At 68.5% G+C, this 25,725-nt stretch carries 25 protein-coding genes and 1 pseudogene; 12 read left to right on the top strand and 14 right to left on the bottom strand.

Translation table 11 applies throughout. The features are described 5' to 3' along the window. Window positions 1-74: 74 nt before the first annotated feature. The 5 genes and pseudogenes from ACZ42P_RS07405 to ACZ42P_RS07385 all read left to right on the top strand — a co-directional run. Window positions 75-1,283 (top strand): annotated as a pseudogene (locus ACZ42P_RS07405) (malic enzyme-like NAD(P)-binding protein); the annotation flags it as partial. Window positions 1,284-1,291: 8 nt separating this feature from the next. Then, the gene (locus tag ACZ42P_RS07400) at window positions 1,292-2,956 is read left to right on the top strand and encodes an ArnT family glycosyltransferase (protein ID WP_464896917.1); all 1,665 of its coding nucleotides are present in this window, start codon (window positions 1,292-1,294) and stop codon (window positions 2,954-2,956) included. Between the two features lie 4 nt (window positions 2,957-2,960). After that, window positions 2,961-4,478 carry an ArnT family glycosyltransferase gene (locus tag ACZ42P_RS07395; protein WP_464896916.1) on the top strand — a complete coding sequence of 506 codons (1,518 nt, stop codon included), beginning with the start codon at window positions 2,961-2,963 and terminating at the stop codon, window positions 4,476-4,478. 11 nt (window positions 4,479-4,489) lie between these two features. After that, complete coding sequence (locus ACZ42P_RS07390) at window positions 4,490-5,353, top strand: decaprenyl-phosphate phosphoribosyltransferase (RefSeq protein WP_464899381.1); 864 nt, start codon at window positions 4,490-4,492, stop codon at window positions 5,351-5,353. 15 nt (window positions 5,354-5,368) lie between these two features. Beyond that, window positions 5,369-6,205, top strand: a complete 837-nt coding sequence (locus ACZ42P_RS07385) for an EamA family transporter (protein ID WP_464896915.1) — start codon at window positions 5,369-5,371, stop codon at window positions 6,203-6,205. On the opposite strand, the gene polX is transcribed toward ACZ42P_RS07385, so the two are convergent. After that, entirely contained in the window at window positions 6,206-7,930 is a 1,725-nt protein-coding gene (polX, locus tag ACZ42P_RS07380) for a DNA polymerase/3'-5' exonuclease PolX (RefSeq protein WP_464896914.1), read from the bottom strand. A 124-nt stretch (window positions 7,931-8,054) separates the two neighbouring features. Here polX and ACZ42P_RS07375 point away from each other — a divergent pair, with 124 nt between their 5' ends. Genes ACZ42P_RS07375 through ACZ42P_RS07355 form a run of 5 tightly spaced genes read left to right on the top strand, consistent with a single transcriptional unit; the run spans window position 8,055 to window position 11,686 of the window. Next, a complete protein-coding gene (locus tag ACZ42P_RS07375) occupies window positions 8,055-8,252 on the top strand; it encodes a putative motility protein (RefSeq protein WP_464896913.1) in 198 nt (65 codons plus the stop codon). A gap of 47 nt (window positions 8,253-8,299) precedes the next feature. Next, the gene (gene argJ, locus ACZ42P_RS07370) at window positions 8,300-9,529 is read left to right on the top strand and encodes a bifunctional glutamate N-acetyltransferase/amino-acid acetyltransferase ArgJ (protein ID WP_464896912.1); all 1,230 of its coding nucleotides are present in this window, start codon (window positions 8,300-8,302) and stop codon (window positions 9,527-9,529) included. Beyond that, window positions 9,529-10,392, top strand: coding sequence for an ATP-binding protein (locus tag ACZ42P_RS07365; protein ID WP_464896911.1), 864 nt, complete (start codon window positions 9,529-9,531; stop codon window positions 10,390-10,392). The genes argJ and ACZ42P_RS07365 overlap by 1 nt, the downstream gene beginning before the upstream one ends. Continuing rightward, window positions 10,389-11,318 (top strand): Nudix family hydrolase, encoded by a 930-nt coding sequence (locus ACZ42P_RS07360; protein WP_464896910.1) that lies wholly within the window; start codon window positions 10,389-10,391, stop codon window positions 11,316-11,318. The genes ACZ42P_RS07365 and ACZ42P_RS07360 overlap by 4 nt, the downstream gene beginning before the upstream one ends. Next, window positions 11,312-11,686, top strand: coding sequence for a hypothetical protein (locus ACZ42P_RS07355; RefSeq protein WP_464896909.1), 375 nt, complete (start codon window positions 11,312-11,314; stop codon window positions 11,684-11,686). Before ACZ42P_RS07360 ends, ACZ42P_RS07355 begins: the two co-directional genes overlap by 7 nt. 23 nt (window positions 11,687-11,709) lie before the next feature. Here the strand turns inward: ACZ42P_RS07355 and ACZ42P_RS07350 are convergent, their stop codons facing one another. The 12 genes from ACZ42P_RS07350 to ACZ42P_RS07295 all read right to left on the bottom strand — a co-directional run bounded on the left by ACZ42P_RS07350 (window position 11,710) and on the right by ACZ42P_RS07295 (window position 22,379). Next, window positions 11,710-11,907: a DNA gyrase inhibitor YacG gene (locus ACZ42P_RS07350; RefSeq protein WP_464896908.1), complete on the bottom strand. Its 198-nt coding sequence runs from the start codon at window positions 11,905-11,907 to the stop codon at window positions 11,710-11,712. Further along, window positions 11,904-12,656 (bottom strand): cell division protein ZapD, encoded by a 753-nt coding sequence (gene zapD / locus ACZ42P_RS07345; RefSeq protein WP_464896907.1) that lies wholly within the window; start codon window positions 12,654-12,656, stop codon window positions 11,904-11,906. Before zapD ends, ACZ42P_RS07350 begins: the two co-directional genes overlap by 4 nt. A 65-nt stretch (window positions 12,657-12,721) precedes the next feature. Continuing rightward, entirely contained in the window at window positions 12,722-13,327 is a 606-nt protein-coding gene (coaE, locus tag ACZ42P_RS07340) for a dephospho-CoA kinase (protein ID WP_464896906.1), read from the bottom strand. Beyond that, window positions 13,327-14,187 (bottom strand): prepilin peptidase, encoded by an 861-nt coding sequence (locus ACZ42P_RS07335; protein WP_464896905.1) that lies wholly within the window; start codon window positions 14,185-14,187, stop codon window positions 13,327-13,329. The genes coaE and ACZ42P_RS07335 overlap by 1 nt, the downstream gene beginning before the upstream one ends. A gap of 60 nt (window positions 14,188-14,247) precedes the next feature. Further along, window positions 14,248-15,468 (bottom strand): type II secretion system F family protein, encoded by a 1,221-nt coding sequence (locus ACZ42P_RS07330; protein ID WP_464896904.1) that lies wholly within the window; start codon window positions 15,466-15,468, stop codon window positions 14,248-14,250. A gap of 11 nt (window positions 15,469-15,479) precedes the next feature. Continuing rightward, the gene (gene pilB / locus ACZ42P_RS07325) at window positions 15,480-17,198 is read right to left on the bottom strand and encodes a type IV-A pilus assembly ATPase PilB (protein ID WP_464896903.1); all 1,719 of its coding nucleotides are present in this window, start codon (window positions 17,196-17,198) and stop codon (window positions 15,480-15,482) included. A 57-nt stretch (window positions 17,199-17,255) separates the two neighbouring features. Further along, entirely contained in the window at window positions 17,256-18,557 is a 1,302-nt protein-coding gene (locus ACZ42P_RS07320) for an HlyC/CorC family transporter (RefSeq protein ID WP_464896902.1), read from the bottom strand. An 84-nt stretch (window positions 18,558-18,641) separates the two neighbouring features. Continuing rightward, window positions 18,642-19,928: a dihydroorotase gene (locus ACZ42P_RS07315; RefSeq protein WP_464896901.1), complete on the bottom strand. Its 1,287-nt coding sequence runs from the start codon at window positions 19,926-19,928 to the stop codon at window positions 18,642-18,644. After that, a complete protein-coding gene (locus ACZ42P_RS07310) occupies window positions 19,925-20,884 on the bottom strand; it encodes an aspartate carbamoyltransferase catalytic subunit (RefSeq protein WP_464896900.1) in 960 nt (319 codons plus the stop codon). Before ACZ42P_RS07310 ends, ACZ42P_RS07315 begins: the two co-directional genes overlap by 4 nt. Window positions 20,885-20,895: 11 nt before the next feature. Next, window positions 20,896-21,408, bottom strand: a complete 513-nt coding sequence (gene pyrR, locus ACZ42P_RS07305) for a bifunctional pyr operon transcriptional regulator/uracil phosphoribosyltransferase PyrR (RefSeq protein ID WP_464896899.1) — start codon at window positions 21,406-21,408, stop codon at window positions 20,896-20,898. Next, window positions 21,383-21,826, bottom strand: a complete 444-nt coding sequence (gene ruvX / locus ACZ42P_RS07300; protein WP_464896898.1) for a Holliday junction resolvase RuvX — start codon at window positions 21,824-21,826, stop codon at window positions 21,383-21,385. Before ruvX ends, pyrR begins: the two co-directional genes overlap by 26 nt. Further along, complete coding sequence (locus tag ACZ42P_RS07295; RefSeq protein WP_464896897.1) at window positions 21,819-22,379, bottom strand: YqgE/AlgH family protein; 561 nt, start codon at window positions 22,377-22,379, stop codon at window positions 21,819-21,821. Before ACZ42P_RS07295 ends, ruvX begins: the two co-directional genes overlap by 8 nt. A gap of 136 nt (window positions 22,380-22,515) precedes the next feature. Between ACZ42P_RS07295 and ACZ42P_RS07290 the strand changes: the two genes are divergently transcribed. Beyond that, window positions 22,516-22,743 (top strand): CDGSH iron-sulfur domain-containing protein, encoded by a 228-nt coding sequence (locus ACZ42P_RS07290; protein WP_464896896.1) that lies wholly within the window; start codon window positions 22,516-22,518, stop codon window positions 22,741-22,743. A 16-nt stretch (window positions 22,744-22,759) separates the two neighbouring features. Here ACZ42P_RS07290 and ACZ42P_RS07285 read toward each other — a convergent pair whose 3' ends face one another. Beyond that, window positions 22,760-24,175 (bottom strand): M20/M25/M40 family metallo-hydrolase, encoded by a 1,416-nt coding sequence (locus tag ACZ42P_RS07285; protein ID WP_464896895.1) that lies wholly within the window; start codon window positions 24,173-24,175, stop codon window positions 22,760-22,762. Window positions 24,176-24,210: 35 nt separating this feature from the next. Between ACZ42P_RS07285 and ACZ42P_RS07280 the strand changes: the two genes are divergently transcribed. Next, a complete protein-coding gene (locus ACZ42P_RS07280; RefSeq protein WP_464896894.1) occupies window positions 24,211-25,641 on the top strand; it encodes a cryptochrome/photolyase family protein in 1,431 nt (476 codons plus the stop codon). Window positions 25,642-25,725: the final 84 nt, after the last annotated feature.

Genomic DNA, 25,725 nt, shown 5'->3' with positions numbered 1-25,725 from the left:
CCGCGTTGGGCTAGGCCGCCGGAGCAGGGGCGGACACGCTAGAATGGCGGCTTTGCGCCACAGGAAGTCCACCCATGAGTCAGCCCGATTCCGGCTTCGACAAACGGCAAGCCGCGCTCGATTATCACGAGTTTCCCCGTCCCGGCAAACTGTCGGTCACGCCCACCAAGCCCTGCACCACGGCGGCCGATTTGACCCTGGCCTACAGCCCCGGTGTGGCCGAGCCGGTGCGGGAGATCGCGCGCGATCCCAAGGCCGCCTACCGCTATACCAACAAGGGCAATCTGGTGGCGGTGATTTCCGATGGCAGCGCCATCCTGGGCCTGGGCAACCTGGGGCCCCTCGCCTCCAAACCGGTGATGGAGGGCAAGGCGGTGCTGTTCAAGCGCTTCGCCGACATCGACGTCTATGACATCGAGGTGGCGGCGCGCTCCCCCGAGCATTTCATCGAGACGGTGGCGGCCATCGCGCCCACCTTCGGCGGCATCAATCTGGAGGACATCGCCGCGCCCCACTGCTTCGAGATCGAGAAGGCCCTGTCGGAGCGGCTCGACATCCCCGTCTTCCACGACGACCAGCACGGCACCGCGGTGATCATCTGTGCCGGCCTCATCAATGCCCTGGAAGTGCAGGGCAAGACCCTGGACAGCGCGCGCATCGTGTGTCTCGGGGCGGGTGCGGCGGGGCTGGCGTCCCTGAATCTGCTCATTGCCATGGGCGCGTGTCCCGAGAACATCCTCGTGGTGGACAGCAAGGGCGTGATCCACAGCGGCCGCACCGACCTCAATCCCTACAAGCAGCCCTTCGCGCGCGACACCGACCGGCGCACGCTGGCCGAGGCCATGGTGGGTGCCGACGTGTTCGTGGGCGTGTCCGGCCCCAATCTGGTGACGCCCGAGATGGTGCGCGCCATGGCGCCGCGGCCGGTGGTGTTCGCCCTCGCCAATCCGGACCCGGAAATCCGGCCCGAGCAGGCCCATGGGGTGCGCGACGATCTGGTGATGGCCACCGGCCGCTCCGACTATCCCAACCAGGTGAACAACGTTCTGGGCTTCCCCTTCATTTTCCGCGGTGCCCTGGATGCCCGCGCCCGGCGCATCACCCGGCCCATGCTGATCGCAGCGGTGAAGGCCCTGGCCGCCCTCGCCCATGAGCCGGTGCCCCCCGAAGTCCTGGCGGCCTATGGCCTCAGCGCCCTTTCCTTTGGACGGGATTACATCCTGCCCAAGCCCTTCGATCCCCGTCTCATCGAGCGCATTCCGCCGGCGGTGGCCGCCGCGGCGGGCAGCGAATGAAGGCAGGCGCGTCCTTCGCCCCGGCGCAGGCCGAGCAGACGGAAGCCAGCAAGCTGGTGCTGCTCCTCCTTCTCGCCTGTGCCTGGCTGGTCCCGGGCCTGGTGGGACACGATCCCTGGAAGCCCCGGGATGCCGCCACCTTCGGCGTGGTCCATCACATGCTGACGGGCGGCGACTGGCTGGTGCCCGCCATCGCCGGCGAGCTCACCCTGGAGCATGGCCCGCTCTATTACTGGGTGGCGGCGATGCTGGCGCGGCTTTTGGGCGGCTGGCTGCCCGTGCACGACGCGGCCCGGCTGGCCAGCGGCCTGTTCGTGGCGGGCACCTTCCTGGCCCTGGGCCATGCCGGGCGGGTGCTCATGGGCCCGGGGCTGGGGCGTCCCACCGTGGTGGTGCTCCTGGGTTGCGTGGGCCTGCTCACCAATGGGCACGAGATGCAGCCGGACACGGCGCTGCTCGCGGGCTATGCCCTGGCGCTGGCGGGCTTTGCCCTGCTCGCCCGGGGCCGGCTGTCCGGCGGGCTGGTGCTGGGCCAGGGCATGGGGGTCGCCTTCCTGGCGAGCGGACCCGTGCCCCTGGTGGTGCTGGGACTCACCGCGCTCCTTCTGCTCCCGTTTCCCCAGTGGCGCGGCCGGACCCTGGGACGGGGGCTCATCCTGGCGGTCCTGGGCAGCCTGCCTTGGCTTCTGATCTGGCCCGCCCTGCTCGCCCGGCGCGCGCCGGAACTCGTGGAACGGTTCTGGCAGGAGAGCGCCCACGGCCTGCTGCATTTTTCCCTGAATCAGGTCCTGCCCCAGCTCGCCTGGTACGGGGAACTGCTCACCTGGTTCGCCTGGCCGGCCCTGCCGCTGGCCCTCTGGACCCTGTGGGGCTACCGGCGCAAATTGTTCACCGAGCCGCGCTACCAGCTGCCCCTGGTGTTCTTCGCCGTGGTTCTGCTCCTGCTGGCGGGCATGCCCCAGCGCAGTGACACCCTGGCCCTGCCTCTGCTGCTGCCGCTTGCCCTGCTGGCGGCGGCCGGCATCGACACCCTGCGCCGCGGGGCGGCCAATGCCCTGGGCTGGTTCGGCATCATGGGTTTCGGCGCCGCGGCGCTGTTTCTGTGGGCCGCCTGGTTCGCCCTCATGACCGGCGTGCCGGCGCGTTTCTCCACCCATCTGCTCGAACTTGCGCCGGGTTACGTGCCGCGCTTTGCCTGGCTGCCCTTCCTGGTGGCGGTGTGCTTCACCCTGTTCTGGGTGCTGCCCCTGCGCCGTTCCTTCCGTTCGGGCCGGCGGGCCGTGGTGAACTGGGCCGCCGGCATCACCCTGTTCTGGGGCCTGCTCGCCACCCTGTGGTTGCCCTGGCTCAATCACGGCCGCAGCTATGCCAGGCTGTTCGCCGATCTCAAGGCCCATGTGCCCGCCGGCTACACCTGCATCGCCGGGGCGGGCTTGAGTCCCGCCCACCGCGCCCTGCTGGATTACCACGCGGGACTGCGCACCCGCAGCGTGGAGGACTTCGAGGGCATCGAATGCGATCTGTTTCTGCTGCAGTGGAACCCGCGCACGCCGGAGACGCGGCCGGGTCCCGGCTGGGTGACCCTCTGGGAAGGCAGCCGGCCCGGGGAGAAGCGGGAACGCTTCCGCCTGCTGCGCTTCGAGCGGGGGGAGCATGGATAGGTCCATGGACACGGCTGAGGCGCGTCTGATGCGGGCGTTTCATGCGGCCCTGGGGCTGTCGCTGGTGCTCAAGCTGGGGCTCGCGGCGGTGGCCCCCATGTCCGGGGACGAAGCCTATTTCCTGATCTGGGGCCGCACGCCCGCTCTGGGCTATTACGACCATCCACCCATGGTGGGCTGGCTGCTCGCCCTGATGCTGCAGTTTTCCGATGCGGAATGGGTGGTGCGTTTGCCGGCCGTGCTGGCGTCCCTGCTGGTGGGCTATGGCATCTATCGCTTGCTGCGCGAGGCGGACCGGGAGAAGGCCCCGCTGGCGGCCCTGCTCTATTTGCTTGCGCCCACGAGCCTGCTCAACGTCATCATCACCACCGATACCGGCCTCATCATCTGGAGTTTCCTGTCCGGCGCCCTGCTGTGGCGGGGCGAGCAAAAGGGCAGGACCGCGGATTACCTGTGGGCGGGGGTGTTCCTGGGCCTGGCCTGGCTGTCCAAATACTTCGCAGCGCTGCTCACCCTGGCCTATCTGGTCCACTGGGCGCTGGGCCCGCGCGATGGCGCGCGCAACCGTCGCTTCCTGCTGCTGTTCGCGGCGGCCCTGCCTTTCCTCGCCCTCAACCTCTACTGGAATTACGGCCACTGCTGGGCGAACATCATGTTCAACGTGTTCAACCGGCACGGGGATGCGGGCTTCGCGCCGCAGCGGCCGCTCATCTACCTGGCGCTGCTTTTCTACCTGCTCACGCCGCCCCTGATCATCGCCCTGTGGCGCGCCCGCAGCCGGCTCGCCGCGGCAGGCAGCCGCCAGTTCGTGCTGCTGTGGGGGGTGCCCTTTGCCGTGTTCGGACTGCTTTCCTTCGTGAAGGTGATCGGCCTGCACTGGCTGCTGTCCTTCCACGCCTTCTTCTTCCTGGCGGCCGCCCTGGTGCTGGAGGCCCCTGTCCTGCGCCGTGCCCTGAAGTTCATGCTGGCCTTCACCGGCCTGCATCTCTTGGCCATACTGGTGTTCGCCCTGCTGCCCCTCAAGGCCTTCCAGGGCTGGAGCAAGTATGACGGCATGGTGTTCATGCTGCGTCCCCAGGCCATCCTGGCGGAACTCGCGCCCTACGAGGACCGCTATGCGTTCGCCACCGACGGGTATTCCGCCTCCGCCATCATCGCCTACCACGCCCGGCGCCCCTTCGCGGTGTTTGGCGAGGCCTCCAGTCATGCCCGCCACGATGACATCGCCACCGATTTTCGCGCCCTGGACGGGCGCAACGTCCTCGTCCTGCTCAAGAAGGAGCCGGAGTTCGACAAGTTCGGCCCCTACTTCCGGCGCGTGAGCTTCCAAAGCTTCGACGTGGAGGGGGCGCGCTTCTACCTGGTGCTGGGTGAGGGCTTCGATTACCCGCGTTACCGGGAGCAGGTGCTGCGACCGGTCAAGGAGCGGTACTACGCGGTGCCACGCTTCCTGCCCATGGGGGGCTGCTACTTCTGCGAGAAGTATTTTCCCGGGGAAGCCTGCCGGGCACCGCAGAGGTGAACGCCGTGGCGATGCCGCCCCTTCTGCGCCTGATGCGCCCATGCCAGTGGGTGAAGAACCTGTTCGTGTTCACGGGCCTGCTGTTTGCCCATGCCTGGGGCGATACCGCCCTGGTGCTGCGCGTGGTGGCGGCGGCGGTGGCCTTCAGCTTCATGGCGAGCGCCATCTACGTGATCAACGATCTCGCCGACCGCGAGGCGGACCGCCGCCATCCCGTGAAGCGGCACCGGCCCCTGGCGAGCGGCGCGGTCGGCGTGCCTGCCGCCCTCCTGCTGGCGGCGCTGCTCACCGTGGCGGCGGCGTCGGTCGCGGCCTGGGCCTCCTCCACCGTGCTATGGCTCACCGCCGCCTATGCCGTGCTCAACCTCGCCTATTCCGCGGGGCTCAAGCAGGTGGTGATCCTGGACGTGTTCCTCATCGCCGCCGGTTTCATGCTGCGCATCCTGGCGGGCACGCTGGGGGTGGGCATCGCGCCTTCCCAGTGGCTTTTGCTCACCGGCCTGTTCCTCACCCTGTTTCTGGGCTTTGCCAAGCGGCGCGCGGAATGGACGGCCGCGGCCGGCAGCGGCGCGGCCCAGCGCAGGGTGCTCGCCCAGTACGGCCCGGAGCTGCTCGACCACATGCTGTCGGTGGCGGCGGCGGGCGTGGTGATGAGCTACAGTCTCTACACCATGAGCCCGGAGACCATCGCCCGCCATGGCACCACCGGCCTGGTTTACACCGTGCCCCTGGTGCTCTACGGCATCTTCCGCTACATCCACCTGCTGCACCATCGCCAGCGGGGGGAGGATCCAGCCTCGGACCTGCTGCTCGATCCGCACATGGTGGCGACCTTCCTCGCCTGGCTGACGATGACGGTCTGGCTCATCGCGTGAGGGGCCCACGCCGGCATGGCGACCGAGGTGATGCTGCTGGTGTTGCTGGGGGCGCTGCTGCACGCGGCATGGAATGCCTCGATCCGGGCCGCGCCCGACAAGTTCGCGCAAATGGTGGCGCTCACCCTGGGCAGCGCCGCCGTGGCCGCCGTCGCGCTGCCTTTCCTGCCGGCGCCGGCCGCGGCGAGCCGGCCTTTCATCGCCGCCTCCGTGGTTACCCATTTCGTCTATTTCATCCTCGTCGCCCGCGCCTACCAGCGCGGGGAACTGTCGCGGTCTTATCCCCTGATGCGCGGCAGTGCGCCCCTGGTCACGGCCCTGGTGGCCCTGTGTTTCCTGGATGAAACCCTCTCGGCGCCGGGCTGGCTCGCGCTGCTGCTCCTGAGCGGGGGCCTGCTGGTGCTGGCCGCCGGGGGGCGCGGCGGCGCGGGCTTCGCCCTCGCCAATGCGGGGGTGATCGCCGGCTATACCGTGATCGACGGCAGCGGTGTGCGGCTTGCGGGAACTGGCGTGGGCGGGGCCCTGAGCTACACGCTGTGGATGTTCCTGCTCAACGCCGTGCCGTTTCTCCTCTGGACGCTGCTTGCCCAGGAGAAGCGTCGGCACCTGCCGGCGGTGCTGGCTGCGTGGCGCGGCGGCCTGCTCGGCGGGGCGCTGGCGGTGGCCTCCTATGGGCTGGCCCTCTGGGCCATGACGCGCGCGCCCGTGGCCCTGGTGGCGGCGCTGCGCGAGACGGCCGTGATCTTCGGCCTGCTGATCGGTGCCGTGGTGCTCCGGGAGCGCTTCGGACCGGTGCGCTGGCTGGCCACGCTGCTGGTCGCTGCCGGGGCGGCGACGCTGCGGCTCGCCTGACTACATCGTCTTCCTGAGCAGCGGCAGAAGCTGCCTGAGCGTGCGCGTGTTGAGCACGTCGCCGGCTTCCAGCCAGCCGCGGCGCGCCTGGCCGACGCCGAAGCGCAGGTGATCGAAATCGAGCAGGGTGTGGGCATCGGAATTGATGGCCACCAGGACGCCTTCCGCCTTCGCCAGCTGGCAGTGGAGATCCGTGAGATCGAGCCGTTCCGGCTGGGCATTGAGCTCGAGGTAACAGCCCCGCTCCCGCGCGTGGCGGATGATGCGTTCCATGTCCACGTCCATGGGGGCGCGTCCGCCGATCTCCCGGCCGCTGGGATGGGCGAGGATGGTGAAGTGGGGATGGTCCATGGCGCGCAGGATGCGCGCGGTCTGCCTGTCCCGCGGCAGGTTGAAATGGCTGTGCACCGCGGCCACCACCAGATCCAGCCGGGCCAGCACGGCATCCGGCAGATCCAGCGAGCCGTCCTCGAGGATGTCCACCTCGATGCCCTTGAGCAGGCGGATGCCCTGCAGTTCCTCGTTGAGGCGGTCGATTTCCTCCATCTGGCGCGCCAGGCGTTTCTCATCCAGCCCGTGGGTGACGGCCAGGCGCGGCGAATGGTCGGTGATGGCCAGATACTGGAAGCCCCGGCGGCGTGCCTCCGCGGCGAGTTCGCGCAGGTCGTGCCGGCCGTCCGAGGCCTTGCTGTGCACGTGCAGGTCTCCCCGCAGCTGCTTCAGTTCCACCAGTCTGGGCAGACGCCCGGCGCGGGCGGCCTCGATCTCGCCCCGGTCTTCCCGCAGTTCCGGCGGAATCCAGGGCAGGCCCACGGCGGCGAACACCGATTCCTCGGTCTCGCCGGCGATGCGTGCATCTCCCCGGAACACACCGTATTCGTTGATCTTGAGCCCGCGTTCCTGCCCCAGTTTGCGGATGGCGATGTTGTGGGGCTTGGACCCCGTGAAATAGTGCAGCGCCGCGCCGAAGCTTTCCGCCGGCACCACCCGCACGTCCACCTGGATGCCGCTCTTCAGCACCACGCTGGAACGGGTGTCGCCGTGGGACAGCACATCGGCGATCTCGTCGTAGGCCATGAGGTGGGCCATCACCGGCGGCCCCTGCTCCGCGGTGACCAGGATGTCCAGATCTCCCACCGTCTCCTTGCCGCGGCGGTAGCTGCCGGCGACGACGGCCTGCTTTACGCCGGGCGCCCGGCGCAGGTGGGCGATCAGGGCTTCCGCATACTGGGTGGCCACCGCAATGGAATAGCGGCGCTCCTGGGAGGCATGGGCGCGGATGGCTTCCAGGATGGCGCGTTCGGTCTTTTCCCCGAAGCCCGGCAGTTCGCGGATGCGGCCCGCTTCGGCGGCACGGGCGAGCTCATCGAGCGTCTGCACCTGCAGACTGTCGTAGAGCATTTTCACCCGCTTGGGTCCCAGGCCCGGGATGTGCAAGAGCTGGGTGATGGTGGGCGGCAGCTGGCTGCGCAGTTCCTCGAGGAAGCGGCAGCGGCCGGTGGTGGCGATTTCCTCGATCTTGGCGGCGAGGTCGGCGCCGATACCCGGCAGCTTGGGCAGCTTTTCGCCGGCGGCCAGAATGCCTGCCACCTCGCGGCCGAACTCGCCTATGGTGCGCGCGGCGTTGCGGTAGGCACGCACGCGGAAAGGGTTGGCGTCCTGGATTTCCAGGAGATCGGCGATTTCCTCGAAGATGGCGGCGATGTCGGCGTTGTGGATGGGCATGTCCGCAGTGTAGCAGCCCCGGTCCCGGGTACGGGGGCTGGCTACGTTCGGCGTGGGGCGCGACCCTTCAGGACGCCCACGGACGGGACGATAATGGGCCTGCAGAGTCCCCGTGGAGTGCAACATGGAAATCTCTTCCTCCATCGTCGGTGGGGCGGTCACCCAGCCCGCTGACCAGGTGCGCCAGGTGCTGGTGCTGAAGAAGGCCCTGGAGGCCGAGGCCAGTGCGGCGCTGGCCCTGATCAAGGCCGTGCCTGCGCCGCAGCCGGTGGCATCGAGCAATCCGCCCCATCTGGGCCAAACAATCGACACCCGGGCCTGAGGCCACGGCGCTTCGGCTAAAATGGCGGCTTCCGGAAAGGAAGCCCCATGCCCGTCAATTTCACACCCACGCCCCCCCATGAGCTGGCGCCGGTGGCCGGCGTGCGCCTCGGCGTTGCCGCCGCCGGCATCAAGAAACCGGGACGACCCGATCTCACCGTGATCGCCCTCGACGCGGGCAGCCGTGTTGCTGGCGTGTTCACCCGAAACCGTTTCTGCGCCGCGCCCGTGACGGTGTGCCGGGAGCGGCTCGCCCAGGGTCAGGCCATCCGGGCCCTGGTCATCAACACCGGCAACGCCAATGCCGGAACCGGCAGCCAGGGGCTGGCCGATGCCCGCCGCACCTGCGCGGAAGTGGCGCGCCTCTTGGGCTGCGACGAGGCGGCGGTCCTGCCCTTTTCCACGGGCGTGATCCTGGAGCCCATGCCCCTGGACCGGCTGCTGGCGGGACTGCCCGCGGCGGTGGCGGATCTCGCCCCGGATCGCTGGGGCGCGGCCGCCCAGGCCATCATGACCACCGACATCGTGCCCAAGGCCCGGTCCACCCGCGTCACCATCGACGGCCACACCATCACCGTCACCGGCATGGCCAAGGGCTCCGGCATGATCCATCCCAACATGGCCACCATGCTGGGTTTCATCGCCACCGATGCGGCCATCGGCCAGGCTGCCCTGGAGGCGCTCGTCCGGCACGCGGCGGACGAATCATTCAACTGCATCACGGTGGATGGCGACACCTCCACCAACGATTCCTTCGTCCTCATGGCCAGCGGCCGCGCCGGCAATCCGGAAATCACCGACACGGACGCCCCGGCCTACGCCGCGCTGCGCGAGGCGGTGACGGAGCTGGCGCGCTGGCTGGCCCAGGCCATCGTGCGCGACGGGGAGGGCGCGACCAAGTTCATGACCATCCAGGTGAACGGGGGCAGGAGCCGTGGCGAATGCCGCCAGGTGGCCTACGCCATCGCCCGCTCGCCGCTGGTGAAGACGGCTTTTTTCGCCTCCGACCCCAATCTGGGACGCATCCTCGCCGCCATTGGCTACGCCGGCATCGAGGATCTGGACGTGAACCGGCTGCGTCTCTACCTGGGAGACGTGCTGGTGGCGGAACAGGGCGGACGCGCCCCGGGCTATCGCGAGGAACAGGGCGCGGCGGTGATGAAGGCGCCGGAGATCCTGGTGCGGGTCGAGCTCGAGCGCGGTCCCGCCTCGGCCACCGTGTGGACCTGTGACTTCTCCTACGACTACGTGAAAATCAACGCGGAGTACCGCAGCTGATGGAGGAGCTCGCGCGCCTGCTCACCCGCGCCGAGACCCTGCTCGACCGGCTGGAGGCCGTGCTCCCCGCCGCGCCGCGGCCACCCGCGTGGGAAAGCGCAATCGCCTTCCGCTGGCGCGCGTCCGCCGGCGGGGGACGGCTTGAACCGGTGGCCCATCCCCATCGCATCCGGCTCGCCGATCTCAAGGGCATCGACGAGCAGAAGAAGATCATCGACCGCAACACCCGCCAGTTCGTGGAAGGCCGGCCCGCCAACAACGTGCTGCTCACGGGTGCGCGCGGCACCGGCAAGAGTTCCCTGGTCAAGGCAGTGCTGCACCAGTATGCCAAGCGCGGCCTGCGCCTGATCGAGATCGACAAGGCCCATCTCAACGACCTGCCGGACATCGTGGACCTGATCTACGACCGTCCCGAGCGTTTCATCCTGTTTTGCGACGATCTCGCCTTTGCCGCGGACGAACCCGGCTATCAGGCCCTCAAGGCCCTGCTCGACGGTTCCATTGCCTCCAGCAGCGACAACATGCTGGTCTATGCCACGTCCAACCGACGCCACCTGATGCCGGAATATCTGGAGGAGAACGCGCTCACGCGCCACGTCAACAGCGAGGTGCATCCGGCCGAGGCAGTGGAGGAGAAGGTGTCCCTGTCCGAGCGCTTCGGCATCTGGCTGTCCTTCTATCCCTTCGACCAGGAGGAATACCTGCGCATCGTCGAGCACTGGGTGGGCGTGCTGGGCACGCTGCCCGCGGACCGGGCCGCGCTGCACCGGGCCGCCCTCAACTGGGCGCTGGGGCGGGGTTCGCGCAGCGGCCGGGTGGCCTGGCAGTTCGCCCGCGACTGGGTGGGACGGCAGGGGACGTGAACATCGTGCCCGTGGCCGCCGGCGTGCTGCTGGCAGCGGATGGCCGCTTTCTCCTGGCCCGGCGCCCGCCCGGACGGGCCTATGCCGGCTGGTGGGAATTCCCGGGCGGCAAGATCGAGCCGGGGGAGCGGCCCGAACAGGCGCTGGCGCGGGAACTCGCGGAGGAACTGGGGATTCGCGTGGAAAAGGCCTATCCCTGGCTCACCCGTGTCTTCGCCTACAGCCATGCCACCGTGCGCCTGCATTTCCACCGCGTCACCGCCTGGCTGGGCGAGCCCACACCGCGCGAGGGCCAGGCGCTCGCCTGGGCGCGGGCCGAAGATCCCGGTGTGACCCCCCTCTTGCCCGCCAACGGGCCCATCCTGCGTGCCTTGGCCCTGCCGCCCGTGATGGGGGTGAGCAACGTGGCGGAGCTGGGAATGGGGGATTTTCTGGCCCGGCTCGAGGCGGCCCTGGATTCTGGTCTGCGCCTCATCCAGCTGCGGGAGAAGCATCTCACCCCGGCGCAGTTCGCCCTGCTGGTTCGGGAGGCCGTGGCAGTGGCTCACCGTCACGGTGCCCGGGTGATGGTCAACGGGGAGCCGGCCATGGCGGAAAAACTCGGAGCCGATGGCGTGCACCTCACCAGCCGGCGGCTCATGGCGTCCAGGGAACGCCCGGCACTGGCCTGGTGTGGCGCGTCCTGCCACAGCCGGGAGGAGCTGGATCACGCGGCACGGCTGGGACTGGACTACGTGGTGCTGGGGCCGGTGTTGCCCACCCTCAGCCACCCGGGTGCCGCCACCCTCGGCTGGGAGGGCTTTGCCGGGCTCGTGCGCGACTATCCTCTGCCGGTGTATGCCATCGGCGGCATGCGTCCCGAGGAGCTGGAGACTGCCTGGGCCCATGGGGCCCACGGCATTGCCATGATGCGGCGGGTATGGTGAGGGCGGCGTGGCTGGCCTTCCTGCTGGGGCTTGCCGCCTGCAGCGGGCCGCAGGCACCCGCCATGCCCTGCGCCGATCTGCAACAGGGCTGCACCGGCGCGGGGGTGAGGGTGGACACGGATGCCCCACCCTCGGCCCTCACGCCTTTCACCCTCACGGTGGTCGCGCCCGGGGCGCGCGAGGTGGTGGCCGAGTTCGTGATGGTGGGCATGGACATGGGTCTGAACCGTTATCGCCTGCAGTCCGCCGGCGGAGGGCGGTTCACCGCCCGGGTGACCCTGCCTGTGTGCGTGAGCGGGCGGCGCGACTGGGTGCTGTGGCTCAGCGTGGACGGCAAACGGGTGGGCTTCGCCTTCCAGACCCGTTAGCAGCCGAGGCGGTGGGAGCGTTGTCAGTCCTGTTCGTCCGATGGCGGCCCGGCGGGCGTTTCCGGCAGCCCGGGTCCGGGAATGCGGTAGTTCTCGTTCGCCCACTGGCCCAGATCGATGAGCTTGCAACGTTCGCTGCAGAAGGGCCGGAAGGGATTGCTGGCGTCAAACGGCGTCGGCTTGCCGCATACCGGGCAGTTGACCAGGCGGGGTGTCGTCACAGGGAGCAGAGCGTGAGTTCGAAGGGCACGTCCACGTCGCAGGCCTTGGGCCGCTCGGTGCCGCCCAGGGCCGTGAAGCGGATGTTGATGGCGTACTTGTTGGCGCTGATTTCCGGAAAGCAGGGCAGGTCGGCAAGCAGGGTCACGCGCAACATCTGCGCCACGCGGCCCGAGAGCATCTGCTGATAGGCACCCTGCACCGCGATCTTCTGCACCGGCTCGCCGCTGTCGCGCAGGATTTGCAGCACGATGTCGATGGCGTTGCGCAGGGGTTGGAAGGGTGCGAGCCAGCCGTAAAGGTCGGCGCGGCGCACTTCCGCGTCCAGGTTCAGCCAGTAGTGGTAGGACGGCAGGTCGAACTCGCACACCCCACCCGGAATGCAGGCGCGCTGCTTGATGCTCATCACCCATTCGTTGTCGCGCAGGTGCTGGCCCAGCTTGCCCGGCAGGGTCTGCAGCTCGGTCACGGTCCGGCTGATCCTTTGCAACACTTCGTCCAGGGTGTCCTGCTTCACCCCCGGGTTGTGGCGCAGGGGTTCCAGGGTGGCCTTTTGGCGCTCCAGCTCCTGGATCAGGTCCGACTTGAGATCGCCCCGCGCCACCTCCAGCGCCTCGAACAGGGCCAGCATGGCGGCATGGTGGTCCAGGGCTTCGTCCCGGGCCGCGAAGTGTTCGAAGCGGGCGAACAGATCCTCGAGCCGCATCAGCGTCCGGATGCGTTCGTTGAGAGGATATTCGTAGACGATCACGAGAAAGCCCGCCCGGAAATGGGGTATTCTGGACCAGAAGCCCCGAAAATACAAACCGGGCGGGCTCAACGACCGGCGGCCAGGGCGCGGTAGCGGGCGTCCAGTGCGCGGACGCCTTCCTCGAGGCGGGCGAGGTCGCCGTCGTTGCTGAGCACGTCGTCCGCGGCGGCCAGCCGGGTGGCCCGGCTCGCCTGGGCCGCCATGATCGCCAGCACTTCCTGCCGGGACAGGCCGCTGCGCGCCATGGTCCGGCGCACCTGCTCCTCTTCCGGACAGTCCACCACCAGCACCCGCTGCACCCGCTCGCGCCAGCCCGGCTTTTCCACGAGCAGGGGTACCACCAGGATCACGTAGGGGCCTTGGGCGACGGCGAGGGCACGGTCCACCTCCTCGCGGATCAGGGGATGGATTAGGTCTTCCAGGCGTTTACGGGCGGCCGGGTCGGCGAACACCCGGCGGCGCAGGGCGGCGCGGTCGATCTCCCCGGCGGCATCCAGCACCTGCGGGCCGAAGGCGGCGACGATGGCGGCATGGCCCGGTGCGCCGCGGCGGGTGAGGGCATGGGCGATCGCATCCGTATCGATGATGGTCGCCCCCAGTTGGCGGAAACGTTCCGCGACGGTGCTCTTGCCGCTGCCGATGCCGCCGGTGAGCCCGATGACCAAGGGCATTACGGCTGGATCAGATAGAAACGGGTGAGGGACTCGCCCCAGAACAGGGCCACCAGTCCCCCCGCCGCGAGATAGGGACCGAAGGGAATGGGCACGTGCCGTTCATGCCGGGCGAACAGGATGAGGGCGATGCCCACTGCCGCCCCCACCAGGGAGGCAAGCAGCACGACGGCGAGCAGCATCTGCCAGCCCAGCCAGGCCCCCAGGGCCGCGAGCAGCTTGAAATCGCCGTAGCCCATGCCTTCCTTGCCGGTCACCAGCTTGAACAGCCAGTAGATGGACCACAGGGACAGATAGCCGGCCATGGCGCCGATGACGCTGGAGGCAAGACTGGTGAACAGCCCCGACAGGTTCACGCCCAGCCCAAGCCACAGGAGGGGCAGGGTGAGATCGTCCGGCAGAAGCTGGGTGTCGAGATCGATGAAGGTGAGGGCGATCAGGGTCCAGACCAGCACCAGCGCCGCGGCCGCCTGCCAGCCGAAACCGAAATGCCCGGCGGTGTAGGCGCTGAGCAGTCCGGTGAGGGCTTCCACCACGGGATAGCGCAGACCGATGGGGGCGCGGCAGGCCCGGCAGCGGCCGCGCAGCCACAGGTAGGAGAGGAGCGGAATGTTTTCCAGCACACCGATGCGGTGGCCGCAATGGGGACAGGTGGAGCGGGGCAGGAGGAGGTCGTAGCGCTCGCCCGGCTCCACCGGTCGTCCTTCCAGTTCGGCGCACTGGCGCCGCCAGGCCCGTTCCAGCATGCGCGGCAGGCGGTGGATCACCACGTTGAGGAAGCTGCCCACCACCAGCCCCAGGACCGCGCAGGTGGCGACGAAGGTCCAGGGGCTGTGGGTGTAGAGACCGGCGAGGTTCATGCGCCGCCCCCAGGGTGCGGCGCGCGCGGCGGCAGTGCGGGCACCGGTGGCCTGCCGGACTCAGACCGCCTGGCCCATCTTGAAGATGGGCAGATACATGGCGATCACCATGCCACCGATGAGCACACCCAGCACCACCATGATGAGGGGCTCCATGAGGCTGGAGATGGCTTCCACCGCCTCGTCCACCTCCCGCTCGTAATAGTCCGCCACCTTGCTCAGCATGGCGTCGAGGGAACCGGATTCCTCGCCGATCTGGGTCATCTGGATCACCATGTTGGGGAACAGCTCGCTGTTCTGCATGGCTACGGCCAGGCTGGTGCCGGTGGCCACCTCGTTCTGGATGCGTTTGGTGGCCAGGTAGAAGACCCGGTTGCCGGCCGCGCCCGCCACCGAGTCCAGGGCGTCCACCAGGGGCACGCCGGCAGCGAACATGGTGGACAGGGTGCGCGCCCAGCGTGCGATGGCGGCTTTCTCGATCAGGGGTCCGAAGATGGGCAGCTTGAGGAACAGCCGGTCCATGAAATCCTGCATCCTGGTGGACCGCTTCCAGGCGTAGAAGAAAGCCCAGATGCCGCCGAAAATGCCGCCGAAGATGGCCCACCAGTACTGCACGAAGAAATCGGAGATGGCGATCACCACCAGGGTGGGTGCGGGCAGATCGGCGCCGAAGCTCTGGAACAGGTCCTTGAAGGCGGGGATCACGTAGATCATGATCACCGCGGTGATGATGAAGGCCACCACGATCACCGCCGCCGGATAGAACAGGGCCGACTTGATCTTGCCCTTGATGGCCAGGATCTTTTCCTTGTAGGTGGCCAGCCGGTCCAGGATGGTATCCAGGATACCGGCCTGCTCCGCGGCGTTGATCAGGTTGCAGTAGAGCTGGTCGAAGTAGAGGGGATGCTTGGCGAAGGCCTGGGACAGGCTGGAACCGGCGGCGATGTCGTTGCGGATGTCGCCGAGCAGCTTCTGCACCGCCGGGTTGCTGTGCCCCTTGGCCACGATGTCGAAGGCCTGCAGCAGCGGCACGCCGGACTTCATCATGGTGGCGAGCTGCCGCGTGAACATGGTGATGTCCTTTTCCGTGATCTTGCGGCTGCGGCCGAAGGTGGACTGCTTCTTCACCTTGATGGGGTTGATGCCCTGGCGGCGCAGCTGGGCGTTCACGAACTGGGGCCCGGGCGCGCGCATGTCGCCCTTGAGCTTCTTGCCCTTCTTGTCCACGCCCTCCCAGACGTAGGTGAATTCTTTGACTGCAGCCTTGCGTGCGACGGCCATGGTTGACACCTCTATTCGTTGGTGACGGCTTCCACTTCCTCGAGGGAGGTGATGCCCGCCTTGACTTTGAGCAGACCGGACTGGCGCAGGTCCTTCACGCCCTCGCGCCGGGCCTGGTCCGCGATGTCATGGGATGTCCCGTTCTTCATGATGATGCGGCTGATTTCCTCGGAAATGGGCATGACCTGGTAGATGCCCACGCGCCCCTTGTATCCCGTGCCCTTGCAGTGTTCGCAGCCCACGTGGCGGAAGGGCTGCCAGCTGCCGTCCAGGTCTTCCTCCCGGAAGCCTGCGCGCAGCAGCGCCTCCGGCGGGATGTCCGCCGGCTGCTTGCAGTGGGGGCAGAGCCGGCGCGCCAGCCGCTGGGCGGTGATCAGGATCACCGAGGAAGCGATGTTGAACGGCGCCACCCCCATGTTCGCCAGCCGGGTGAGGGTGGTGGGGGCGTCGTTGGTGTGCAGGGTGGACAGCACCAGGTGGCCGGTCTGAGCCGCCTTGATGGCAATGTCCGCGGTTTCCAGGTCGCGGATCTCGCCCACCATGATCACATCCGGATCCTGGCGCAGGAAGGCGCGCAGGGCGGCGGCGAAGGTGAGGCCCGCCTTTTCGTTGACGTTCACCTGGTTGATGCCGGGCAGGTTGATCTCCGCCGGGTCTTCCGCCGTGGAGATGTTCACCCCGGGCTGGTTCAGGATGTTGAGGCAGGTGTAGAGGGACACGGTCTTGCCGCTGCCGGTGGGACCGGTCACCAGAACCATGCCGTAGGGACGGTGGATGGCGGCGAGCAGGGCATCCCGCTGTTCCGGCTCGTAGCCCAGGGCATCGATGCCCAGGGAAGCGCTGGTGGGATCCAGGATGCGCATCACGATCTTTTCGCCGTAGAGCGTGGGCAGGGTGCTCACCCGGAAGTCGATGGCGCGGTTCTTGGAGAGCACCAGCTTCATGCGCCCGTCCTGGGGCACGCGCTTTTCGGAAATGTCCAGCTTGGAGATGACCTTGATGCGCGAGGCGATCTTGTCCTTGATGGCCAGCGGCGGGCGCGCCACCTCGTAGAGCACGCCGTCCAGGCGATAGCGGATGCGGTAGAACCTCTCGAAGGGTTCGAAGTGGATGTCGGACACGCCGGAGTTGATGGCATCCAGCAGGATTTTCTGGATGTATCGCACCACCGGTGCGTCGTCGATTTCCGCCGCCTCGTCCTTGGTTTCGACTGCCGTGCCTTCCTCTTCCAGCAGGCTCGCTTCCACCTCTTCGCCCACCAGCTCGTTGAGCTTGTCCGTGGCGCTTTCGGTGACCTTGTCCAGCAGGCGGCCCAGCTTGTCGTCCTCCACCACGATGGGATCGACGATCATGCCGGTCTGGAACTTGATGTCGTCCAGGGCCTGCAAATTGGTGGGGTCGGACATGGCCACGTAGAGGCGCGTGCCCCGCTTGTAGAGGCCCACGGCCCGGCGCTCCTGCATCAGCCGGGCAGGCAAAAGGTCGCGCGGCAGGTGCTCCACGTCCAGCGCGTCCAGATCCAGCAGGGGATAGCCGAAGGTCTGGGCGGCGAATTCGGCGACGTCCACCGCGCTCAGCTTGCGGGTCTGCACCAGGGCGGTGACGAAGGAAACGTTGGACGCATTGGCCTGGGCCTGAATGGCTTCGGCATCGGCCTCGTTGAGCCGCCCATGCTGAACCAGGGTGCGGGCGAGGCCCGACAGGGCGGTGGAAACGGATGCGGCGGCCATGGCGTGTCGGTGACGTCCTTAAGACAACTTCATAAAGTCGTTAAATACTGCCCACGATCACTCTGTTTGTAAAGGCGATTTTTCCGCCTCACCAGCCTCCGGGGCGGGATGGATGCGCACCACCTTCACCACCCGGTCCTGGGTCTGGACGATTTCCAGCGGATGGCCGGCGATTTTCAGGCTGGTGCCGGCCTCCGGGATGTCCTGGAAATGTTCCAGGATCAGACCGTTCAGCGTGCGCGGCCCGTCCAGCGGGAAGTGGGTGCCCAGCTTGCGGTTGAGGTCGCGCAGGGCGGTGGCGCCGTCTACCAGCCAGCTGCCATCCGGCTCGCGCTGGAACTCCGCGCCGCGGGCGGGCGTCTGGCTGGTGAATTCGCCGACGATTTCCTCCAGGATGTCCTCCACCGTGAGCAAGCCCTGCAGTTCGCCGTATTCGTCCACCACCAGCCCCACCTTGCGCCGGCTTTGCTGAAAATTCTGTAACTGGGTGAACAGCGCTGTGCCCATCGGGATGAAATACGGCTCGCGCAGGATTTTCTTGAGGCCCTCCCGGTCCACCGGCCCGGACTGGGCCAGATGCAGCACCTGGCGCACATGCACCATGCCGATCACGTTGTTGAGCTCCCCCTGGTACACCGGCAGCAGGCTGTGGTGGGCGGTGGTGAGCTGGGCCCACAGTTCCTCTTCCGGGCTGTCCAGGTCGATGGCCTCGATGCGTCCGCGGGGGGTCATCACGTCCTCGACGCTGATGCGTTCCAGGTCGAACAGGTTGAGCAGGATGGTCTGGTGGGCGCGGGGAATGTAGCCGCTCGCCTCCAGCACCAGGGTGCGCAGCTCGGCGAGGCTGAGCTTGTCCCGTTCCGCCGTGTGGGGCTTGAGGCGCATCAGCGCGAGCAGCGCCCGCACGAACAGGTTGACCACCCACACCGCGGGATAGAGCAGGGTGGACAGGGGCCGCAGCACATAGGCGGCGGGGAAGGCCAGGCGCTCCGGGTAGGCGGCGGCCAGCACCTTGGGGGTCACCTCGGCGAACACCAGGATCAGGAAGGTGACCACCAGGGTCGCGACGGTCACCGCCAGCTCGCTGGAGCCCAGCAGCCGCACCACGATCACCGTCACCAGGGAGGCGGCTGCGGCATTGACCAGGTTGTTGCCCAGGAGGATCACGCCCAGGAGCTGGTCGGTGCGCGCGAGGAGCTGGCTGGCCAGGCGCGCGCCGCGATGGCCGTGCTTGGCAAGATGCCGCAACCGGTAGCGGTTGAGGGACATCATGCCGGTCTCGGACAGGGAGAAGAACGCCGACAGGGCAAGCAGCACTGCCAGCGCCGCGAGCAGTGCGCTTAAGGGAATGTCGTCCAAGGGTTCGGGACCGCGGGGAAGGGATGGCAAGGATTGTCGAAACCGCGTGCCGCCCTGTCAAGCCGGGCGCAGGTGCAGGCCGGCTCAGGCGCGGGCCGGCTGCTCGAACACCACATGGCCTTCCACCAGGGTCAGGCGCACCCGCCCCGGCAGGGTCTGGCCGAGGAAGGGGGTGTTGCGGCCCTGGCTTCTGAGCAGGCGGGCGTCCACCGGCGTTTCGCCCGCGGGATCGAACAGGCAGATGTCGGCCGGCAGCCCCGGCGCGAGCCGGCCGTGATCCAGGCCGAGAATGCGCGCCGGCAGGCTGGTCACCCGCGCCAGGGCCTCGGTGAGGGGCAGGCCGGTCTCCTGCGCCCAGCGCAGGGTGAGGGGCAGCAGGAGCTCCAGCCCGGTCGCCCCCGGCTCGGCTTCGCCGAAGGGAAGCTGCTTGGCATCGTCGTCCACCGGCGTGTGATCGGAGCACAGCGCGTCGATGGTGCCGTCGAGCAGGCCGGCGCGCAGCGCGGCGCGATCCGCGCGGCTGCGCAACGGCGGCACCAGCCGGCAGTTGGCGTCGAACCAGCCGATGTCCTCGTCGCACAGGTGCAGATGGTTGATGGAGACGTCGCAGGTGACGGGCAGACCGTCGTGGCGGGCGCGGCGCACCATGTCCACCGCCTCCTTGCTGGAGAGGCGGCACAGGTGCACACGCGCCCCGGTGGCGCGCACCAGGAGCAGGATGGTGGCCAGGGCCACCGTCTCGGCGCAGGCCGGAATGGGGCGCAGGCCCAGGCGGGTGGCCACCGGCCCGTCGTGGGCCACGCCGTCGCGGGCGAGATGGGCGTCCTGGGGGCGCAGCCAGACCGGCATGTCAAAGGTGGCAGCGTATTCCAGCGCACGCAGCAGCACCTGGGTATCCGAAAGCGGCGCATCCGCCTGGGAGAAGGCCACGCAGCCGGCATCGCGCAGCACCGCCATCTCTGCCAGCCGCTCGCCGGCGAGCTTCTGGGTCAGGGCACCCAGGGGATAGACCCGGGCGAGGTTGAGGCTCTTCGCCCGGTATTTGAGCATCTCCACCAGGCCCGGCTCGTCCAGGGGCGGATCGGTGTCCGGCGGGCAGACCAGGGTGGTCACGCCGCCGGCCACCGCGGCCAGAAGTTCCGATTCCAGGGTCGCCTTGTATTCCAGGCCCGGCTCGCGCAGGCGCGCGGAAAGATCCACCAGGCCGGGACAGGCGATCAGGCCGCTGGCGTCGATCACCCGGTTGGGATGGAAATCCGCGGGCGCCTGCCCGAGGGCGACGATGCGCCCGGCGGCGATGCACAGATCCTGCACGGCATCCAGGCCGCTCGCGGGATCGATGACGCGGGCGTTCCGGATCTGGATCTTCATGGGCTGCCGCCTCCCGCCAGCAGGCTCATCACCGCCATGCGCACGGCGATGCCGTAGGTGACCTGGGGCAGGATCACCGCCTGGCGGCCGTCGGCCACCGCGGAGTCGATTTCCACGCCACGGTTCATGGGCCCCGGATGCATGACGATGGCGTCGGGCTTGGCGCGCCTGAGCTTGGCCGGTGTCAGCCCGTAGTGCTTGAAGTATTCGCCGGCACTGGGCAGGAGCGGCCCGCGCATGCGCTCGTTCTGCAGGCGCAGCATCATCACCACGTCCACATCCGCGATGCCCTCTTCCATGTCGTGATAGACCCGCACCCCCAGTTCCTCCACACCCTTGGGCAGCAGGGTGCGCGGTCCCACCACACGCAGGTCGGGCACCCCCAGGGCTGTGAGAGCGTGGATCTCGGAGCGGGCCACGCGGGAGTGCATGATGTCGCCCACGATGGCGATGGACAGCCGGGTGAAGTCCTTCTTGTAGCGGCGGATGGTGAACACGTCCAGCAGACCCTGGGTGGGATGGGCATGACGGCCGTCGCCGGCATTGATGACGCGGATGTGGGGCGCCACATGGCGGGCGATGAAATGGGCGGCCCCGGATTCCGCATGGCGCACGATGAACATGTCCGCCCCCATGGCGGCGAGATTGTCCACCGTGTCCAGCAGGGTCTCGCCCTTGCTCTGGCTGGAAGCACTGATGTTGAGATTGACCACGTCCGCGCTCAGACGCTTGGCGGCGATCTCGAAGGTGGTGCGGGTGCGCGTGGAGGGCTCGAAGAACAGGTTGAAGATGGCCTTGCCCCGCAGCAGGGGAACCTTCTTCACCTCGCGTTCGTTCACGCCCACGAAGGATTCCGCGGTGTCCAGGATGGAGTGGATAAGGGCGGCGTCCAGGCCCTCGATGGTGAGCAGGTGGCGGAGCTTGCCCGTGTCGTCGAGTTGGGGATTCGGCGCCATGGAAAGTTTCGTCAGTGTCGCTTGTCGAGCAGACTCAGGCTCAAACGTCCCTGGGAATCACGGTCGAGTTGGATGTGCTGGTGCGGCGGCAGGGGGATCACCGCTCCCACGTACTGGGCCGCAATGGGCAGCTCGCGCCCGCCGCGGTCGATGAGCACCGCCAGTTCGATGGAGGCGGGGCGGCCGAAATCGAACAGCTCGTTCATGGCCGCGCGCACGGTGCGGCCCGTGTAGAGCACGTCGTCCACCAGGATGATGTGGGCGCCTTCCACGGGGAAGTCGATGTGGGACGGCCGCACCTGGGGATGCAGGCCCATGCGGCTGAAATCGTCGCGGTAGAAGGCGATGTCCAGGGTGCCCAGGGGAATCTCCGGCCCCAGGAGGGCATGGAGCTTCTGGGCCACCCAGGCGCCACCGGTGTGGATGCCCACCAGGGCGCTGCGGTCGGTGAGGTGATCCGCGATCGCCTCCGCCAGCCTGCGGATCAGGGCTTCGGCGTCAGGCAGCCCGGTGCTTGCGCTCATCGAAGAACCTCTGCAGGATGTGGCGCGCCGCCGCCTGGTCCAGCACTGCCTTGCTGCGACCGCGCCGGATGCCGGCCTCGATCAGATCGGCCTGCCCCGCGTGGGAGCTCAGGCGTTCGTCCACCAGCACCGCCGGAATCCCGAAGCGCCCTTCCAGCTGGCGGGCGAAGCGCCGGCAGCGGGCGGCGAACTCGTGTTCGGTGCCGTCCAGGTGGCGCGGCAGTCCCACCACGAACAGCGCCGGCCGCCATTCACGCACCAGCGCGGCAATCGCCGCGAAGCGCGCCTCGCGCGGCTCGCCCGGCAGGGTGGCGAGGGGATGGGCCAGGCCCAGTTCCAGCTCCCCCACGGCCACGCCGATGCGCTTGCTGCCAAAGTCGAAGGCCAGCACCGTGCCGCGTTCCGGAGGCTTAGGCATGGCCGGCGTCTTCCGAGAGGTTGGCGGCGTTGAGACCCAGGAGGCCCATGGCGGCGTCGAAGCGCGCTTCCACCGGCAGCTCGAACAGGATGTCCAGATCGGCGGGCACGGTGAGCCAGGCGTTCTGGGAGAGCTCGTGTTCCAGTTGTCCCGCCGCCCAGCCGGCGTAGCCCAGGGTGATGAAAAACTGGCCGGGGCCGCGGCCCTGGGCCAGGGCCTCCAGCACGTCGCGGGAGGTGGTGAGGGCGATGTCCTCGCGCACCGCCAGGGTGGACTGCCAGGCTCCAGCGGGCCGGTGCAAAACGAAGCCCCGTTCGGTCTGCACCGGCCCGCCGAAATGGATGGCGCGGCCGGCCAACTCCGGCACTTCCAGCTTGATGCCCACCTGGTCCAGCAGGGTGCCCAGGGTCAAATCCAGGGGACGGTTGATGATGATGCCCAGCGCCCCGTGCTCGCTGTGGTCGCACACATAGGTGACGGAGCGGGCGAAATAGGGATCGGCCATGGCGGGCATGGCGATCAGGAAGTGGTGGGTGAGATTGACCCGATCCATGCCGGGATTATCGCACAGCAAGCCTTGCACCGCCGGACGAATTCACGGCCCCGGCGTGGTTTTGCCGGCGCCTGCTTTGTGGGAGAATGGCCGGCCTTGCGGCGCCACCGCGCCCTTTTTCCAGCGAGGAGGTGACATGTCCAATCAGAACGCGCCCTACGAAGTTGAGGTCGAGGCCGGCCAGGAATACTGGTATTGCGCCTGTGGCAAGAGCAAGAACCAGCCCTGGTGCGACGGCTCCCACGAAGGCACCGGGGTGGAACCCATGCCCTTCACGCCCAAGGAAAGCGGCACGGTGTGGCTGTGCGGCTGCCGCATGAGCGACAACCTGCCCTACTGCGACGGCACCCACAACTCCCTGTGACGCGGCGGGCGCCGCATCAGTCCGCGCCCGGTAGCGCCGCCACCACCTCCGCCACGCAGGCGGTGAGCTTCTGCGCATAGGGCAGATGCAGGAATTCGTTGGGGCCATGGGCGTTGGCGCCCGGCCCCAGCACGCCCGTGATGAGGAACTGCGCCTGGGGAAAGGCGCGTCCCAGCATGCCCATGAAGGGAATGCTCCAGCCCTCGCCCTGGAAGGCGCAGGTGCGCCCGAAATGGCGGTGCGAGGCGCGGGACAGCGCGGCCGCCAGCCAAGGGGCGGGCGTCGGGGCACGCCAGCCGTCCGCGGCCTGCTCCAACTCGAAGCGCACCTGGGCCCCATGGGGGGGATCGGCTTCCAGCACCTGCTTGACCGCCAGCATCGCCGGCTGGGCCTCCACCCCGGGCGGCAGGCGGAAAGAGAGCTTCAGGCGGGTGGCGGGGCGCAGCACGTTGCCCGCCTGATTGAGGGGCGGCAGGCCGTCGGCGCCGGTCACGGTCAGGGTGGGGCGCAGGCTGCGGTTGAGCACGAGCTCGGTGGGATCGTCGCTCACGGGCCGGGCGCCCGGCACGAAGGGAAATTTTTCATGGAGCGCCGGCCCCAGGATCTGTGCCGTGCGTGCTGCCTCGCGCTCGGCGGCCTCGTCGAGGGGGGCATGGCAGGCGGGCACGAGGATGTGGCCCGTCGCTTCGTCCTCGATGCGGGACAGGAGCCGGCGCGCGAGACGGAAGCTGTCGGGCACGATGCCGCTGGCGTCGCCCGAGTGGACGCCCTCGCGCAGCACCTGCACCGACAGCACGCCGGTGGCCATCCCGCGCAGGGACGTGGTGACCCACAGGCGTTCATAGTCCCCGCAGCCCGAATCCAGGCCGATCACCAGATCGGGCACGCCGATGCGCTGGCCCAGGTGGCCCACGTAGGCGGGCAAATCGGGGCTGCCCGATTCCTCGCTGGTCTCGATGAGCAGGGTGACCCGGGGCAGTGGCACCCCCAGCTCCGCCAGCGCCGCCAGGGCCGAGACCGCGCTGAACACGGCATAGCCGTCATCCGCCCCGCCGCGGCCGTAGAGCCGCCCATCCTCGATCACCGGCGTGAAGGGCCCAAGTCCCGTGCGCCAGCCCGTGAAGGGCGGCTGCTTGTCCAGGTGGCCGTAACACAGCACGTTGCCGGGGCGGCTGCCCGGCATTTCGACGAACAGGGTGGGGGTGCGGCCGGGCAGGCGCACCACCTCTGCGTGCAAGCCCGGCAGGGGCTGCTGCCGCACCCAGTCGAGGGCGAGGGCCACAGCCGCGTCGAGGTGCCCGTGGGTGGCCCAGTCGGGATCGAAGGCGGGCGAGAGGGCGGGCAGGGCGATGTAGTCACACAGGCGCGGGATGATTTCGCGCTGCCAGTGGTCGGCGATGCGCCGGGACAGGACGTGGGCGTCGAGGGTCATGGCCAGGCTCCGGACAAAGCCGCTACGATACCACCATGACAACCCGCTACGACCGCGCCCTGGTGTGGTTCCGCCGTGACCTGCGCGACCACGATCATGCCGCCCTGGCGCGCGCGCTCAAGGAGGCGCGCGCGGTGTACTGCGCCTTCGTCTTCGACACGGACATCCTCGATGCCCTGCCGGACCGGACCGACCGGCGCGTGGAATTCATCTGGCACAGCGTGCAGGCGCTGGCCGCGGCGCTCGCCGCCATGGGCGGCGGCCTGCTGGTACGCGTGGGACGGGCACGCGAGGTCATTCCCCAGCTTGCCCGCGAGCTCGCCTGCGAGGCCGTCTATGCCAATCGCGACTACGAGCCGGAGGCGGTGGCCCGCGACGGCCACGTGGCGGACCGGCTGCGGGGGGACGGCATCGCCTTCCATCTGTTCACGGACCAGGTGATCTTCGCCCCGGAGGAGGTGGTGTCCGCGGCGGGCCATCCCTACAGCGTGTTCACCCCCTACCGGAACGCCTGGCTCAAGCGTCTTTCCGACGAACGGCTGGCCCCCCATCCCGTGGCCGAGCATGTGCATCGCCTGGCCCGCCCCTCTCAGGAGAGATTGCCCAGCCTCGGGGATCTCGGTTTTCGCGCCACCGACCTGCTCACCCTGGGGGTGAAGCCCGGCACGCGTGGCGCCGAGCAGACCTGGGCCGCGTTCCGGGAACGGCTCGCGGACTACCATCTGCTGCGGGACCGGCCGGATCTCGACGCCACCTCCCACCTCTCCGTGCACCTGCGCTTCGGCACGATTTCGGTGCGCACCCTGGTGCGGCATGCCTGGCACGCGCCCGGGCGGGGCGCCCAGGTCTGGCTGTCGGAACTCATCTGGCGCGAGTTTTTCCAGATGATCCTGCACTTCCACCCGCGGGTGGTGGAGCATGCCTTCCGCCCGGAATTCGACGGCCTGCCCTGGCCCGGGGACGAGGCGGCGTTTGAGCGCTGGTGCGCCGGCCAGACCGGCTATCCCATCGTGGATGCGGGCATGCGGGAACTTGCGGCCACCGGCTTCATGCACAACCGGGTGCGCATGATCGTGGCGTCCTTTCTCACCAAGGATCTGCTGGTGGACTGGCGGCGCGGCGAGCGTCATTTCGCCCGCTGGCTGCTCGATTACGAGCTTGCCTCCAACAACGGCAACTGGCAGTGGGCCGCCTCCACCGGCTGCGACGCCCAGCCCTGGTTCCGCATCTTTAATCCGGTGACCCAGTCCCGCAAGTTCGACCCGGAGGGGCGCTACATCCGGCGCTGGCTGCCGGAACTCGCCCGGGTGCCGGAGGCGGCCCTCCACGCGCCCTGGCAGATGACGCCCATCGAGCAGGCGGCCAGCGGCTGCCGCATCGGGCACGACTATCCCGCCCCCCTGGTGGACCACGGGTGGGCGCGGGAACGGGCGCTGGCCTGGTTCAGGTCGGCGCGCGGTTCTTGAGCCACCTTCCTCCCGGGCGTTGCGGGCCGCTTGACTAAAGTAACCGCCCTGGCGGCCGATAAACCACAAAAACCGCTCCCTCTG

The organism is Thiobacter subterraneus (assembly GCF_055379455.1).
Note: the sequence above shows the minus strand (reverse complement) of the source record. Positions and strands in the feature narration are given on the sequence as shown.

Bases quoted from the DNA above. Each gene is read 5' to 3' on its own strand.
- ACZ42P_RS07400 (WP_464896917.1), top strand. From the start codon at position 1,292: ATGAAGGCAGGCGCGTCCTTCGCCCCGGCGCAGGCCGAGCAGACGGAA.
- ACZ42P_RS07395 (WP_464896916.1), top strand. From the start codon at position 2,961: ATGGACACGGCTGAGGCGCGTCTGATGCGGGCGTTTCATGCGGCCCTG.
- ACZ42P_RS07390 (WP_464899381.1), top strand. From the start codon at position 4,490: ATGCCGCCCCTTCTGCGCCTGATGCGCCCATGCCAGTGGGTGAAGAAC.
- ACZ42P_RS07385 (WP_464896915.1), top strand. From the start codon at position 5,369: ATGGCGACCGAGGTGATGCTGCTGGTGTTGCTGGGGGCGCTGCTGCAC.
- polX (WP_464896914.1), bottom strand. From the start codon at position 7,930: ATGCCCATCCACAACGCCGACATCGCCGCCATCTTCGAGGAAATCGCC.
- ACZ42P_RS07375 (WP_464896913.1), top strand. From the start codon at position 8,055: ATGGAAATCTCTTCCTCCATCGTCGGTGGGGCGGTCACCCAGCCCGCT.
- argJ (WP_464896912.1), top strand. From the start codon at position 8,300: ATGCCCGTCAATTTCACACCCACGCCCCCCCATGAGCTGGCGCCGGTG.
- ACZ42P_RS07365 (WP_464896911.1), top strand. From the start codon at position 9,529: ATGGAGGAGCTCGCGCGCCTGCTCACCCGCGCCGAGACCCTGCTCGAC.
- ACZ42P_RS07355 (WP_464896909.1), top strand. From the start codon at position 11,312: ATGGTGAGGGCGGCGTGGCTGGCCTTCCTGCTGGGGCTTGCCGCCTGC.
- coaE (WP_464896906.1), bottom strand. From the start codon at position 13,327: ATGCCCTTGGTCATCGGGCTCACCGGCGGCATCGGCAGCGGCAAGAGC.
- ACZ42P_RS07335 (WP_464896905.1), bottom strand. From the start codon at position 14,187: ATGAACCTCGCCGGTCTCTACACCCACAGCCCCTGGACCTTCGTCGCC.
- ACZ42P_RS07330 (WP_464896904.1), bottom strand. From the start codon at position 15,468: ATGGCCGTCGCACGCAAGGCTGCAGTCAAAGAATTCACCTACGTCTGG.
- pilB (WP_464896903.1), bottom strand. From the start codon at position 17,198: ATGGCCGCCGCATCCGTTTCCACCGCCCTGTCGGGCCTCGCCCGCACC.
- ACZ42P_RS07315 (WP_464896901.1), bottom strand. From the start codon at position 19,928: ATGAAGATCCAGATCCGGAACGCCCGCGTCATCGATCCCGCGAGCGGC.
- ACZ42P_RS07310 (WP_464896900.1), bottom strand. From the start codon at position 20,884: ATGGCGCCGAATCCCCAACTCGACGACACGGGCAAGCTCCGCCACCTG.
- pyrR (WP_464896899.1), bottom strand. From the start codon at position 21,408: ATGAGCGCAAGCACCGGGCTGCCTGACGCCGAAGCCCTGATCCGCAGG.
- ruvX (WP_464896898.1), bottom strand. From the start codon at position 21,826: ATGCCTAAGCCTCCGGAACGCGGCACGGTGCTGGCCTTCGACTTTGGC.
- ACZ42P_RS07295 (WP_464896897.1), bottom strand. From the start codon at position 22,379: ATGGATCGGGTCAATCTCACCCACCACTTCCTGATCGCCATGCCCGCC.
- ACZ42P_RS07290 (WP_464896896.1), top strand. From the start codon at position 22,516: ATGTCCAATCAGAACGCGCCCTACGAAGTTGAGGTCGAGGCCGGCCAG.
- ACZ42P_RS07285 (WP_464896895.1), bottom strand. From the start codon at position 24,175: ATGACCCTCGACGCCCACGTCCTGTCCCGGCGCATCGCCGACCACTGG.
- ACZ42P_RS07280 (WP_464896894.1), top strand. From the start codon at position 24,211: ATGACAACCCGCTACGACCGCGCCCTGGTGTGGTTCCGCCGTGACCTG.